The sequence below is a fragment of the Enterobacter sp. SENG-6 genome (genome assembly GCF_001605945.1).
Taxonomy (GTDB): Bacteria; Pseudomonadota; Gammaproteobacteria; order Enterobacterales; family Enterobacteriaceae; genus Enterobacter; species Enterobacter cloacae.
Window position 1 is genome coordinate 1 of sequence record NZ_LOMM01000004.1, and the last position, 15201, is coordinate 15201.

The window sequence follows — 15201 nt, forward strand, 5'->3', positions numbered from 1 at the left end:
TGGTGTTAGTGTTAGACATATATTCAAGCCTATCTCTTATCTGGAGATACAGCTACTGTCTGGTGTTTCAGGGGGCTACATCACTTTAGCGTTACCGGACCAGCGTGCCTGTCGCAATTGCGGCAAGACAGGCCCACGTCTTCAGCATCGCTGGAATCAGGTACGCATTTTAGTCGAAAGAGCCCGCACGTCTGTTTTCCTGTCCAGCAGAGTCCGTTATCATGGTCCGTGAACGATTCATGATAAGAAACGCAGGCTTTCATGCGTTCCAATGAGAGAGTAAGAAACCTGACAATAAAAAAGACAACTCATTGAAATTGAAAAAAAATGGACACGGTAACCTAATGAGTACACTTGAAAATTTTGACGCCCATACCCCAATGATGCAGCAGTACTTCTCTAGACAATCTAATGTCATGATCTAAAATGAATAAATATAAAAACCCTCTTCAAAAGTTACTTATAGGCTACATATGAAAAGGATAATCGGTTATCTCTTCACATTACTCTTACTTGTTGTGCTTGTGTATGCAGGATTAGTAAAGGGCGATGTATTCCCTGAATGGATCATGAGTAAGAAGCTCATGATTCGTTGTGGATTGATAGGTGTTCTTGGTGGAACTCTTTACTGCATTCGTGGAGTATATCTAAACAAATGTGTTAGGAATTGTTGGGATGACCGTTGGCATGTTTGGTATGTATTAAGACCTATCGTTAGTGGCATCTGCGGTGTAGTGGCTTATCTATTCCTTAAAGCTGGATTAATAGTGTTAGATGCATCACAAAATGGCAGTGGTGGTGACTACGGATATATGGCATTTGCCTTCTTTGCAGGGTTGAATGTCGATAAGTTCGTTGGCAAAATTGAAGATGTTGGTATGGCTATTTTTGGGATTGAAAAATCTCGCACAGCAAGATCGGGTGATAATTCCGATCAGAAATAATTAAAAAGGATATGATATGTCTGCAAAGATATGCTTCTTTCCCGTTGGGAATGGGGATATGACCCTCATCCAAACGGAAGATGATAAAAATATTTTAATAGATTGTCGCATCAGGGATGGTGAAGAACATCCTGATGTTCGCACCCAACTCAGAGAAAAGCTTCCTCGAAATAACGAAGGTCGTTTGTTTGTCCATCTTTTTATTTGGACTCACCCTGATTCAGATCATTGTGATGGGGTGGCTGACCACTTTCATTTAGGAAAACCAGAAGATTGGAGTGAGAAGAACGATAAAATTTTTATAAATGAGATTTGGTCAAGTCCAATTGCATTCAGGCGACACCATGCACAAAATCATCCGTTATGCGATGATGCAATAGCTTTGAATAAAGAAGTTAAGAGAAGAGTTAATCTTTATAAAGAAAAAAATTATTTGGATGGAGTTGGAAACCAAGTTCTGGTCTTAGGAAAAGACGAAGATGGGAAAACAGACGACATACCAGGTATCCTATTAGAATTAGACCAAACAACCCGCTGGATTAATCAAAGTTATTCTTCATATTTTGAAGCTCATTTATTGGGTCCTTCACCCAAGAAAGATCTTGATGAGTTGGAAGATAAATTAGGTAAAAATCATTCCAGCGTAATAATAAATTTTGAAATTAAAGGTGACAATAAAACTGCACACTTTTTAAGTGGTGGTGATGCAGAAGTCGTTTGTTGGGAAGGTGTTAGAGATCGTTTAACCAATAAATATTCTATGTCATGGTTAGATTATGACATTTTACAAGCACCACATCACTGTTCTTGGCATAGTCTATCTCATGATAGTTTAAGCAAAAAAGGAGATGATGCTAAAACTTCCGAGAAAGCTATGGAAGTTTTTAATAGAGCAAAAGAAAAAGCATTTATAATTTCAAGCTCTAAAACAATTGAAAATGACGAAAAAGATCCTCCAGCATACCGAGCCAAAGAAGAATATGAAAAAATAGTAGATGATGTGCAAGGTCAGTTTTTATGTGTGTCAGACCATAAAAAGAATGGAGAGAATATTCCGTTAGAGATTGAAATTTCCGATAACGGTATTAAGAAAATTGCTGCATCTGCATTAGGTATGGCCGAATCATCAAGTGCCGCTGTAAATAGACAAGGTGGTGGTGGTTATGCCTGATTGTCTTAATAAAAAGATAGATCAGTTGAGCACTATCCTTGCACCTTATGGTGCAAGGAAGCTTTCTACGAATGAATTATCAAAATTCAACGGTAAATATGTTTGTGCTTGGGAATTAGTAACTGATTTAGAATTTAGTAATGAACCTATTGTATTGCAACTAAGATACAAAACTCTTAGTCAATTTGACATCCCAGATGTGTTTATTTCCTCACCAAAAATTGATGTTTGCCAACTCCCACACTTGGAAAAAAATGGCAAGTTATGTGTTTGGCCTGACATTTATATCATCGATCATAATGATATGACCTATGCAGTCGATTTACTAAACGATGCTATACTAATGCTAAGAAAAGGAATAAATGGTGATTTAAATGAGGATTTTATTGATGAGTTCCAGAACTATTGGATTTATCAATGTAATAAAATAGATCGACTTATAAGCCAGTGTGATCTAACAAATAAAAACACAAGGTTGGTTTTCGGTTATCGGACCCGGAAATTTGGAGTAATATATTCTGACACACAAAAAGAATTAATTAACTGGTTGGAAAACCAAAAAATATTGCCATTAGAATCGGATGGAAGTAATTCAAAAGATAAACGAATAAGGCAACAGCAACTCTCTAAAGTAGTTTCAATTCCATTGATATTCTTCAATGAAGCCTGGTATCCGAGTCAATATCCCAAAACTGCAAGGGATTTTTTTGAACTCATAAATCAGCAACAGGAAGATCCAGAAAGCACTATTGAATTGATCTTAAGATCTTGTGCTAATATGTTCAATGTCAAGCCCATAATTCTAGTTTCATTCCCAACGCCTTCTGGGATGAATATTATAGGAATACAGATTCCTAAGGGAGTTAGTGATCTTGCCACTGACCGCTTTGATACCAGAGGTATTAGTCGGGGTCGATTCAGAAATACAGCTTTATTAGATGGTTATAGAAATTACATTGATGGAAAGATTTTAAAAAATAGAATAGGCCAAACTAAAACAGAAAATCTTATAGTAGACCGTTCTGACGATTCTTGGTTAACGGGTCGTGAGCATAACAAAACTTACAAGAAAATCTCTGAACATAAAGTAGCTATCGTCGGATGTGGTTCAGTAGGATCTTCGGTATCAAGACTGTTACTTCAATCAGGCATTAGAAAAATGATGCTTTGGGATGATGATTTAATGAAGAGTGAAAACTCCTCTCGTCATCTATTAGGATTTGATTCTGTTTATAAAAATAAAGCATTAGCTCTTGCCTCAAGGCTACGGGAAGAGTTTCCAAATGTCTATATAGAAGCTTTTAATGAAGATTGGACAGAAGATTCCAAGTATAACAAAAAAATTGCAGAAGCCGATATTATAGTAAGCTGCACTGCACATTGGAATACTGAACAGCAGTTAATTAAAAGACAGTCGGAAGACATTCTCGGTGCTATTGTCTTTGCATTTGTTGAAGCTCATGCAATGGCGGGGCATGTAATAGTCAACCAAGTGGATTCTAATGCTTTTAATAGCTGGCATATTACAGAAGGCAAAAATATAGGTGCATTAAAATATCCTGCTACTTACTGGAAAGAAAATACTCGTAAAAGAATAGCAGCATGTGCCGGAGAGTTCCAACCATACGGAGCTATCCCTTTGACTAATTTACATGCTCTAACGGCAAGAACTGTAATAGATCTAATCATGGATCGTTTTTCAAATAAATCTTTTGCATATAGTTACATAGGAAGAGAAGCAGAGCTTTTAGAACTTGGTGGTAACTGGAATGATAAATGGATTGCACAATTCGGAAACCCAGGAAAGGGTGATTGTATTATACCTTTGATTTTTGAAAATTCTAATTGGGAAAAAAGTGATGCATAAATTTCATTGTGCCGAATTAGATTTCAAAATATGCATCAGCCAAAGCATAGTAGATGAATTATTTTCTCATCGTCAAACCCACTGTTTTAGTAAAGAATCAGGAGGTATGCTATTTTCCAATAATCTCAATGATTCTGAGATTGAAATCAATAAAATAACTACACCAGGCTCTACTGACTTGAGGAAAAGAAATTATTTCAAGTTAGATGAGAAAAAAGCCAAAGAAGATATCATATCGTTATTCAAGCAGGGTTTCCACTACTTAGGTGATTGGCATACACATAACGAAGGAATGGCAAGCCCATCAGGAACAGATATCCGCAGTATCCAAGACTTATTTATCAAATCAGGTCATACAAGACCTTTTTTTCTCATGCTAATAATCCCAAACAAAGAAAATATTTCACACTGTTATTTATCAGCAGCAGATGGGAAGATGTTATATAAATTCACATATCAAAAACCAAACAAATAAAAAGGTTGTAATTATATGAATAGCACAAGTAAATCATATCCACGGTGGTTAATCATATTAATACTGTTATTTATTTTTGCTGGCTTCGTTGTTCTTGGGGTAATAATTAATCATAAGTATCACTCTAATGAAAGCTTATCTAAATATATACTCTTAATTCCCCCTGCAATTTTGTCATTAGGTTTTTCTGTATTTTATAAAAGATACGAAGTACAAGCTGAGTGGCTATTTTCATTTGCGACAGCTTCGGCTGCGATAAGTTTATGCGTTGATTCTTTACCTGGTGTCCAAAATGACCTTTTTCCTATATTCCTTCAAAGCGGGTTAGGCTATGCACTTCTCGTAATAATTGCAGCATTGTCGTTCGCAAAAATAATTTCGGCTTTCGTCAGTAGATTCATAAACTAATCATATTTCAATTCTTAAAAGTGTAGTTAATATTTTCAGTTGCTACACTTATTTACAGGAAAGAAAACAAAAGGGAATACAATAATATAATATATAGGTAGTAAAATTATAAATGTTTCACCAAGACTATTGCTGTTAGCTAATAGTTCATTAACGAAAAAAGTGTATATGAATGATAACAGGAACATAAAAGCCAACAGATATAGTATTTTTTTATTATTAATCATAATCAGGCCTCATCTATTTTAACAATAATCCATTGATACAACATTATATGAGTATGTCAATAGCATCTATATAGATGCAAGGTATGACTAAACGAAGCGGAGCTTCGTTTAGTCTCCTTGTTTTTCGCCCTTCGGTTGAAAAAGAAAGAAAGTCAAAGTCTTATCTAACTAATTGACATAAATTGCATTTCTATTATAACTGTATTATGGGTGTGCAAGGATTGCTCACCATAAAGCGAATACACATATGAAAAGGAGTTTCTATGAGTAATACAATAACCTTATCCTATACAAATGATTTTAAACCAGTCAATAATCATATCCCCCCTGCTCAATCTTTGCGAATACATTGTGTCAGTGTTCGATTTAATAAAGAAGAATTGGCTATTCTCAATAAAAACAGAGGTGACAAAAGCAAAGGCGAATGGCTTCGTTTAACTTCTCTTGATAGGCTTCCTCCTGTCGTTCCTGCTATCAATGTTGAAGCTTGGAAATCACAGTCTAACATATCCCAAAAGCTGAACCGCCTTATAAGCCATCTTGATGCAAAAAGTAGCAATAGTGAGTTAGCTAAAACAGAGATCTTCGCAGTCAAGAAACAGATCAAAGAGCTTCGCTCGTGCCAGACAGCCTCTATGAGTAGGTATTCCTATGAAGTGAATGCAACAGCCCCTCATCCCTCTAAAAAATGGTCATGAGAGCATGATTGTCAGGATTGCAATTAGCCATCAAATTCTTTTTATTTTTTTAGCTTTATCTGAATTTTCTAATATGATTGAAGAAATTATTTTTTCTTCTTTTTTTGCAATTAGAGATTGGATATTAATAGTACCATAATCTAAATTATCTCCCCACCAGTACATGAATTCTTTTATTACGGGAGTCATATTGTCTATAACCTCTTGAGATCCTTCGTTATAAATAAAAGATAGTATTTTTAAATTTTCAACATCAATCTCTTGCACAATTATCCGAAACATATCATCAGTTGGATATAAATTCGTTTCATTTAATGATATATTTAATTTTTCAAGCATCTCATTCATAAGCAAGTCTACTTCATTGAAGGCCGTATTATATTCAGTCATTATTTAACCTCTTGTTTTAAATTTATACAACATTACAATTAATCACTTTAAGAAAGAATGTCAAGCATTTTTGTGAAATAACTAATATTTATTATAAAAAGAATTGCTTGAGTGAATAATTTTTTAATTATAAGCACCATACAGTGTCATCTATTCAACCGAAGCGGAAATTTATAGCATCTTCTGTGCTGCAAGAGAAGCTTTAAAATAAATGCAAGTTAAGCTGTATATCTTTATATAAAATATCAGGCACTGCGATTTTTTATTATTATAGCGAAATGAAGCAAGGGCTAACTCTGCGAAGCCGCTGCGCTTGCTTCTTCGAGTTCCCCTTGCTTTTCTGCCCTTCGGTTAGAAAAGAAACCAAACCGCTACCAACCTTGAATATCTATATCCTTGAATAGCCCCTCCCCCCTTAACTATCATTATCAAAAATAAAAAAATAATTTTACAAACAACCCCATACACATCATTTTAATTACAACCTTATTAAATTAAAAATTCAACCTTAGATGGAATTTAATGTGCAAGGAATGTCTTGCTGTAACGGAGAATTTTAAATATTGAAAATTATAGTTATGGTTTGTCATAGCCTGTGCATATATTCACCTCATGTATGTGCACTAAGAAATCTTTTTGAATACTGGAGTTACCCCTGCTAAAACGGACACGGCTAATTAACTGCTAATATGGCATCACAATATTCGCGTGGCGATTTCATGTTCCCCCCCCCTTGTGTGGACGCAGATTATTATAGCCCTCTATCCATTCTGCCATTTTTTCCATCACTGAGACTGCATACAGCCAGCAGATCATTTACGTACACGTAACCCCTCTTGAACGTCTTCACAAACGATTCTGCCATGCCGTTACTTTCTGGACTGTGTACTGGTGTAGTACACACGATGAACCCCAGTAAACTGGCGAATGTACGCGTGGCATCGGCTGTGCAGCAATTATGCCAATGACAGTGGCTCCATTGACGGCAATGAGCTGACATCTACAATCCCGCTACAAAGCACTTACTCCATGAGTCATTGCACTTGCTGAGCTAAACAAACACACTAAAACAGATAAAAAATTAATCGCTTTATAAGCTCGTAACAACCGGAACTTTAAGGCAAAATAGGGCGATTTTCCTTATTCATGAAGTTACGCTAATGGCTAGAAAACCTAAAGAAATCAAAACAGACCCGTTAGAGGTCATCCTGTGGAAAGCGGCTGATAAGCTACGTAAAAACATTGATGCCGCAGAGTACAAGCACGTGGTACTGGGCTTGATTTTTCTTAAATACATTTCAGATTCTTTTGAATCACATTACGAACAGCTAAAAGCCGGAGAAGGTGAATTTGCAGGAGCCGATCCGGAAGACAAAGACGAATATACCGCCTATAACGTGTTCTATGTTCCTGAACTGGCGCGATGGAGTTACCTGATATCTAAGGCCAAGCTACCGGAAATCGGTAAGCTGGTTGATGATGCGATGGAGTTTATCGAAGCGGGTAACCCACAGCTAAAAGGAGTCTTGCCGAAAGTCTATGCTCGCCAGAATCTTGATGCCACAGTGCTGGGGGAACTGATAGATTTGATTGGCAACATTGCTTTGGGAGATGCCAAAGCGCGTTCTGCTGACGTTTTAGGCCACGTATTCGAATACTTTCTTGGTGAATTTGCACTGGCAGAAGGCAAACAAGGCGGTCAGTTCTATACGCCTAAATCTATTGTAAGCCTGCTGGTCAACATGCTGGAACCCTACAAAGGCCGTGTGTTTGACCCCTGTTGCGGTTCTGGTGGTATGTTTGTTCAGTCAGAGAAATTCGTTGAAGCTCATCAGGGTAATATCGACGATATTTCGATTTACGGTCAGGAATCCAACCAGACGACCTGGCGACTGGCAAAAATGAACCTTGCTATTCGTGGTATCAACTCAGAACACGTCCGCTGGAACAGTGAAGGCTCATTCCTGAACGATGCCCATAAAGATTTAAAATCTGATTTTATCATTGCTAACCCACCGTTTAACGTTTCCGACTGGTCAGGTGAACAACTTCGGAGTGATGCCCGTTGGCAATACGGTATCCCTCCTGCTGGCAACGCTAACTTTGCCTGGATGCAACATTTTCTGTATCACCTGTCGCCAAAAGGTCAGGCTGGGGTTGTGCTGGCAAAAGGGGCTTTGACTTCGAAAAGTTCTGGTGAAGGTGATATCCGTGCGGCGCTGGTTAAAGATGCAAATGTTATTGACTGTATCGTTAACTTACCCGCAAAACTGTTCCTGAATACCCAGATCCCTGCCGCATTATGGTTTATGCGCCGTGATCGTGAAAACAGCAGCCAGTATCGTGATCGCAGTAAAGAAATTCTGTTTATTGATGCCCGTAATCTTGGTCATTTGATTAATCGTCGTACCAAAGTGCTTTCTGACGACGATATCAAGACCATTGCTGATACCTACCATAACTGGCGTAATAAAGGTGGTGACTATGAGGACGTTGCTGGTTTCTGTGCTTCCGTAGACATTGATGAAGTGGCTAAACTCGATTATGTGCTGACACCGGGTCGTTATGTCGGTCTCGCTGATGAAGAAGACGATTTCGACTTTAAAGAACGGTTTACTGCTCTTAAAGCGGAGTTTGAAGCACAACTGGAAGAAGAAGCGCGCCTGAATAAAACTATCGCTGATAATCTGGCGAAGGTGATGTTATGAGTGAGTGGTCAAACGTAAATCTAGCGTCATTGTTGTCGTTTGGTAATGGCAAATCCCGGCCATTAGATTCTGGAAATATTCCAGTATATGGCGGCAACGGTATTATGAGCTATGTATCTCACTTTAACTATGATCATGAAACAATCATAATTGGTCGTGTAGGGGCCTATTGCGGTGCTACTTATTATGAAAATAAGCCCATTTGGATTTCTGACAATGCTCTGTCAGCCAAAGCGGTTGGTGAACATAATACAAAATATTTATATTATCTATTAAAAAACTTAGATTTAAATCAATTTGCAGAAGGTTCAAGTCATCCTCTGCTAACACAAAAGCTGTTAAATTCAATTGAAACAAAAACAGCATTAAATCCTAATGAACAAAAATCTATTGCCTCTGTGCTGTCCTCTCTTGATGACAAAATAGATCTGCTTCATCGCCAGAATAAAACTCTGGAATCTATGGCTGAAACCCTGTTCAGGCAGTGGTTTATTGAAGAAGCACAAGATGAATGGCCTGAAAAAAGCCTCAATCAATATGTTGAGCTAAATAAATCATCAATAAGTAAAAAGTATGATTTCAAAGAGATTCAATACTTGGATACAGGTTCTCTAACCAAAGGGAAAATATCTGAACTTCAAACCATGCTGTTATCAGAGGCACCAAGTCGAGCTAAAAGATTAGTCAATGAGTTTGACATAATAATATCAACAGTACGCCCAGATCAGTGTCATTATGGTATTTGCATTGATCCACCGTCAAATCTCGTTGTTTCAACAGGTTTTTGCGTCATTTCTGGCAAATCAATTAGCCCATTTTTTATTTACTATCTTTTAACTTCTGAGGATATGACCGAATATCTGCACTCAATAGCAGAAGGTTCTACGTCAACCTATCCTTCTTTAAAACCAGAAGACATTGGCAATGTTTTATTCCTCTATCCAGGTGAGGAAAAATTAAAAAACTTTCATAAACTTGTTGGCTCTTACTGGAACAAGATTCATAACAACTACAAAAAAATACAGACCCTAGAAACCCTCCGAGATACTCTCTTACCGAAGCTGATGAGCGGTGAAGTACGGGTTCAGTATGCAGAACAAGCAATCGCGTCAGTAGCATAAAATAATTAAGCGGATACACAGCCCGTTCTCTGGGTAAGCAATAAGGACAATACGCATGGCAAAGATGACCGAATCCGATATTGAAGTAATGGCGATTGAGCACCTGCAAGGTCTGGGCTATGAGTATGTTTACGGCCCGGACATTGAACCCAGTGGCATCAATCCGTTACGTAGCTATCAGCAGGTTATCCTTGAAGATAAAGTGCGTACTGCCCTGCAACGTCTGAACCCGCACCTTAGCGAACAGAAGTGTGAGGAAGCCCTGAAACAGGTGATGCAGATCAGCACACCTGACCTGATGGCAAACAATCTGGCTTTTCATCGCCTGTTGACCGAAGGAATTAATATCGAAGTCAGTAAGGATGGTAATACACAAGGAGAGCTGGCCTGCCTGATCGACTTTAACGATCCCACGAATAATGAATTTCTGGTCATTAATCAGCTCACCATCAAAGAAGGCAACCATACCCGTAGACCGGATCTTATTTTGTTCATCAACGGTCTGCCATTAGTCGTTATCGAACTTAAAAATGCCGCTGACGAAAATGCAACGGTTGCAGGTGCTTATAACCAGATTAAAACCTATCAGAACCAAATCCCCAGCCTGTTTACCTACAATACATTTAATGTGATATCTGACGGGCTGGAAGCCAAAGCGGGGACGGTTTCTGCCGATTTCAGTCGTTATATGACATGGAAAACATCAAACGGCAAAACGCAAGCCACCAGTACCCAGCCAATGCTCGAAGTCCTGTTACAGGGGTTGCTTAATCCTGTAACACTGCTGGATATGATCCGCCACTTTATCGTGTTTGAGGCCAGCAAACATGAAGACAGCAAAGGGATTATCAGTATCCGTACTGTTAAAAAAATGGCGGCTTATCATCAATACTACGCTGTCAATGCGGCGGTACTTTCCACTATCCGTGCCTCGGCGGTGAATGCGGACTCCCCCTCTGCCGAAGTAGCAGTACGCCAGCAGGGGCGTAACAGTAAAGATCTCGTTAATGCGCAAAAAACCGGGGACCGCAAAGCGGGCGTAGTCTGGCATACCCAAGGTTCCGGTAAATCGCTTTCGATGGTGTTTTATACCGGGAAAATTGTACTGGCGCTGGATAATCCGACCGTGGTTGTGATCACTGACCGTAACGACCTTGATGATCAGCTATTCGGTACGTTTTCTTCTGCTACACAGCTACTACGTCAGACACCTAAACAGGCTGATAACCGGGAAGAACTCAAAGAATATTTGCGCGTCGCGTCTGGTGGTGTGGTGTTTACCACTATTCAAAAATTTCAACCTGATGATGGCAGTAATATCTATGAGTTGCTGTCAGACAGAACCAATATTGTCGTTATCGCTGATGAAGCCCACCGCTCACAGTACGGTTTCAGCGCCAAAGAAGTTGACGTGAAAGACAGCGAAGGCAACGTAACAGGTAAGCGCACCGTTTATGGCTTTGCCAAATATATGCGTGATGCCTTACCCAATGCGACCTATCTGGGCTTTACCGGAACCCCCATAGAAAAAACGGACGTAAATACCCCTGCTGTTTTCGGTAACTACGTTGATATCTACGATATTTCGCAGGCCGTTGAAGACGGTGCAACCGTGCGTATCTTCTATGAAAGTCGTCTGGCGAAAATTGCCATCAGTGATGAGGGTCGACAGCTTATCGAAGAGTTTGACGATGAGTTTAACGAGGATGAGCTGACACTTACCCAGAAAGAACGTTCTAAATGGGCCAGAATCGAAGGGCTGATTGGCAGTTCAAAACGCATTAAAGCCATTGCAGCGGATATGGTCCAGCACTTTGAACAACGCTTAAAGTCCAATGCCGATCATGGCAAGGGCATGATTGTTACCATGTCCCGTCGTATTGCCGCTGAATTGTATAAGGAAATCGTCGCACTTAAACCCGAATGGCATAGCGATGATTTAAATGACGGCGTGATTAAAGTCGTGATGACCTCTTCCGCTGCTGACGGGCCAGAAATCGCTAAACACCATACCACTAAAAAAGAACGTCAGGTTCTGGCTAACCGAATGAAAGACGACGACGACAAGCTGAAACTGGTGATAGTGCGTGATATGTGGCTGACCGGCTTTGATGCGCCAAGTATGCATACCCTGTATATCGACAAACCGATGAAGGGCCACAACCTGATGCAGGCCATTGCCCGTGTCAACCGCGTGTACAAGGACAAAATCGGTGGTCTAGTGGTTGACTATCTGGGTATTGCTTCTGATTTAAAAGAAGCCTTGTCGTTCTACTCCGATGCCGGAGGACGTGGTGATCCAGCCGAAGTTCAGGAAGAAGCCGTAACGCTCATGCAGGAAAAGCTGGAAATCCTGGAAGGCATGATGCATGGATACGATTACAAAGCTTACTTTGCCGCAACTACCTCACAACGCCTGACAATTATTCTTGAATCAGAAAACCATATTTTAGGGCTGGATAACGGTAAAGGTAAAATGCGTTTCCTGGCTGCGGTTGCAGCCTTATCGCAGGCATTTGCATTGGCGACACCGCACGATAAAGCAATGGAAGCGGCACCCGAAGTAGCATTCTTCCAGGCAGTAAAAGCCAGACTGAATAAATTTACTGAAAACTCAGACGGATCAGAAGAAGAACACAATGACAGTCTCGAAGTTCGGGTAAAACAGACTATCGATCAGGCTCTGGTTACCGATAAAGTTGTTGATATTTTTGACGCTGCTGGGATACAAAAGCCTGATATTTCCGTTCTTTCTGAAGAATTCCTTCAGGAAATGAAGGATTACCAACACAGAAATATTGCTTTGGAAACGCTTAAAAAACTGCTTTCTGACGAGATCAAGGTTCGCTCGAATCAAAGTATCACCCAAGGCAAAAAACTGATTGATATGCTGACCTCTGCAATCAATGGCTACCAGAACAAGGTACTGACCGCAGCGGAGGTAATTGATGAGCTAATCAAGCTTGCCAAGACTATCCAGGAATCTGACAGCCTTGCCACCCAGTTAAACCTCAGCGCTTATGAATATGCCTTCTATTCTGCTGTTGCAGATAACGACAGTGCTCGCGAGTTAATGGAAAAGGAAAAACTACGAGAACTGGCAGTCGTACTTACGGAGGCTATCCGCAACAATGTCAGTCTTGACTGGACAGTGAAAGAAGCAGCAAGAGCAAAAATTCGCGTGGTGGTAAAACGTCTGCTCAAAAAATATGGTTATCCACCCGATATGTCCTTGCTCGCCACAGAGACCATTTTGAAGCAGGCTGAACTTTTAGCTGGAGAATTAGGAAAATGATTCCCTAAATTTTTAGCATATAAACTATTTTAAGTTATACAGGAGAAGCTAATGGATAGCAGGCCATATCTTAAAACAGTACTATATATACTATCACTGTGGCTTTTATTTTTATCATTATTAATTATGTCCTACGATAAGGTTTTGATAAAAAATGTGTGGGACTATATTTTCACTGAAAATTTTACTTTTCCGATCTCGTCATTGAGAGTGAGAAATATCGTTTTCATAGTTAGTTTGGTTTTCATCTTTATCGGTGCAATTATTTTAATAATTCTTGCAAATAGTTTTGGTTCGGGCTGGTCTGTTGCATGTACTGTATCAGACATTAGCAATGAAAATCATGAGCATTTAGAATTTTTAACCACTTATATAATGCCCTTAGTTTTTACTGATGTCGACAGTAAACGAACTGTATTAAATTTAGGATTGATGATATTTGTCATCGGCGCGATATACGTAAAAACAAATAGGTTTTATTCAAATCCATCACTTGCAATACTCGGATTCAGAATATACAAAGCTAATGTTCATGATAGAGGTGTTAAAAAATGCACAATTATATGCCGTGGTGTTCTAAAAAGCACAGATAGTATAAAGTATATAAAAATCGACGATGAAACTTATTTGGCTAAAATAATATAGAGATCACAATATGTTCACTGACATTGAAAATATTTTACAATCACAGAAAATCTCTGGTGAAGCTTTTTTTGTTGCTGATACTCAAGGTGTTGTAGATATATTTAAAGTTAATCTTGAACCTAATGCCGAAGTAGATCTGACCACTTCATTTTCCAAAAGTATAATGGATAATATCATTGAACCTAACAGAGGTAAGGCAGTAATCCCACTTGTGTCAACATTACTGGAACGAGACAAACAAGTTTTCGAATATGACCATTTAGCAATCAATCACCTCCCTATTGAATTTACGAAGATGAACGATGTGCTAAATTTCGGAGTCAATGGTAATGCAACACAGTTTGATTTCACTACACAAAGCCTTACATCGGTAAAAGCCGTAATTTACCATATTTGTGATGGCAATGGGAACAGTGTAGTAATTTACCAACACAAATACCCTGTTTCACTACATAAGAAAACAAAAAAATCTTTTTTTAGTTTAAATGGCAGAACCTTAGATAAAATAACTCATGATAGTATTGATATAAATGACACTATTGACTTTTTCTTCTTCCAGAATAAATATTACGCATTAAATATTAAATTACTTGAAAGAATGTATGGGTTAGAGAGTGTGATAGATAATCTTGCAAACAACTCAACGCCATTGATAATCAGTCTTGGAATTGTTAACACACAAGGTATGCCAGCACCGCTAGATATTTTCAAGGATATGTATAAAGACAGGGCATTTATGCGTAGACTTGCTATGGTCTCGAAAGGAAGCTTAGTACAAACGGGGGTATCAATACCTCAAATACAACAAGTAATGCAGCAATTCCCTGTTTTTCAGAGAAATATTGATCTGACAGGTGGCTTAGTGAACCTTAATACGAAAGATCAAAAAAGATATTTTATCCGACTACTTAATAATGAAGCTTCTTTTGCTGCCCTCGACAACTCGCCCTTCCTGGCTGTTGAAAAAGACTCCGCTGCTTAAATTTTAAATGAGCATCCTCAAGCCGAATAACTTAAAGGATGCTCTTCAAATTTTAATAAGCATTATCAACAGCAAAAAACCTCATAAAAAACACTACTCATTTAATTTCCAAAATTAAGAAGAACATTAATAATCACCATTATATTACATGATCTTTTCCATATCCTATAGCATTACTCTCTAAAGTATTAATATCTGAGCCTCTAATTATCTCCTTTATACAGATCAGTTCCAATATGGATAAATATTTTTGTGAAAATGGTTAACCCA

General features: G+C 38.7%; 11 protein-coding genes and 1 pseudogene. 10 read left to right on the forward strand and 2 right to left on the reverse strand.

The features are described 5' to 3' along the window. Positions 1 to 569: 569 nt before the first annotated feature. The 5 genes from AX755_RS25655 to AX755_RS24195 all read left to right on the forward strand — a co-directional run bounded on the left by AX755_RS25655 (position 570) and on the right by AX755_RS24195 (position 5790). Complete coding sequence (locus AX755_RS25655) at positions 570 to 944, forward strand: hypothetical protein (protein ID WP_123912595.1); 375 nt, start codon at positions 570 to 572, stop codon at positions 942 to 944. Between the two features lie 16 nt (positions 945 to 960). After that, complete coding sequence (locus AX755_RS02375) at positions 961 to 2115, forward strand: hypothetical protein (RefSeq protein WP_062856219.1); 1155 nt, start codon at positions 961 to 963, stop codon at positions 2113 to 2115. Continuing rightward, complete coding sequence (locus AX755_RS02380; protein WP_021241926.1) at positions 2108 to 3982, forward strand: ThiF family adenylyltransferase; 1875 nt, start codon at positions 2108 to 2110, stop codon at positions 3980 to 3982. Before AX755_RS02375 ends, AX755_RS02380 begins: the two co-directional genes overlap by 8 nt. Then, positions 3975 to 4457 carry a Mov34/MPN/PAD-1 family protein gene (locus AX755_RS02385; RefSeq protein ID WP_031275127.1) on the forward strand — a complete coding sequence of 161 codons (483 nt, stop codon included), beginning with the start codon at positions 3975 to 3977 and terminating at the stop codon, positions 4455 to 4457. The genes AX755_RS02380 and AX755_RS02385 overlap by 8 nt, the downstream gene beginning before the upstream one ends. A gap of 898 nt (positions 4458 to 5355) precedes the next feature. Then, positions 5356 to 5790 (forward strand): hypothetical protein, encoded by a 435-nt coding sequence (locus tag AX755_RS24195; protein WP_004114820.1) that lies wholly within the window; start codon positions 5356 to 5358, stop codon positions 5788 to 5790. 30 nt (positions 5791 to 5820) lie between these two features. Here AX755_RS24195 and AX755_RS02390 read toward each other — a convergent pair whose 3' ends face one another. Then, a complete protein-coding gene (locus tag AX755_RS02390) occupies positions 5821 to 6180 on the reverse strand; it encodes a hypothetical protein (protein WP_004114822.1) in 360 nt (119 codons plus the stop codon). A gap of 673 nt (positions 6181 to 6853) precedes the next feature. Then, positions 6854 to 7129 (reverse strand): annotated as a pseudogene (locus AX755_RS25660) (integrase core domain-containing protein); the annotation flags it as partial. Between the two features lie 211 nt (positions 7130 to 7340). Between AX755_RS25660 and AX755_RS02395 the strand changes: the two are divergent. Genes AX755_RS02395 through AX755_RS02415 form a run of 5 tightly spaced genes read left to right on the forward strand, consistent with a single transcriptional unit; the run spans position 7341 to position 14931 of the window. Then, on the forward strand, positions 7341 to 8888 hold the full coding sequence (locus tag AX755_RS02395) for a type I restriction-modification system subunit M (protein WP_021241924.1): 1548 nt from the start codon (positions 7341 to 7343) through the stop codon (positions 8886 to 8888). Beyond that, entirely contained in the window at positions 8885 to 10009 is a 1125-nt protein-coding gene (locus AX755_RS02400; RefSeq protein WP_021241923.1) for a restriction endonuclease subunit S, read from the forward strand. The genes AX755_RS02395 and AX755_RS02400 overlap by 4 nt, the downstream gene beginning before the upstream one ends. A 55-nt stretch (positions 10010 to 10064) precedes the next feature. Further along, entirely contained in the window at positions 10065 to 13304 is a 3240-nt protein-coding gene (locus AX755_RS02405; RefSeq protein ID WP_048232686.1) for a type I restriction endonuclease subunit R, read from the forward strand. Between the two features lie 51 nt (positions 13305 to 13355). Next, positions 13356 to 13949, forward strand: coding sequence for an anti-phage protein KwaA (gene kwaA / locus AX755_RS02410; RefSeq protein WP_021241921.1), 594 nt, complete (start codon positions 13356 to 13358; stop codon positions 13947 to 13949). Between the two features lie 10 nt (positions 13950 to 13959). Next, the gene (locus AX755_RS02415) at positions 13960 to 14931 is read left to right on the forward strand and encodes a Kiwa anti-phage protein KwaB-like domain-containing protein (RefSeq protein WP_021241920.1); all 972 of its coding nucleotides are present in this window, start codon (positions 13960 to 13962) and stop codon (positions 14929 to 14931) included. The last annotated feature ends 270 nt before the right edge of the window (positions 14932 to 15201 follow it).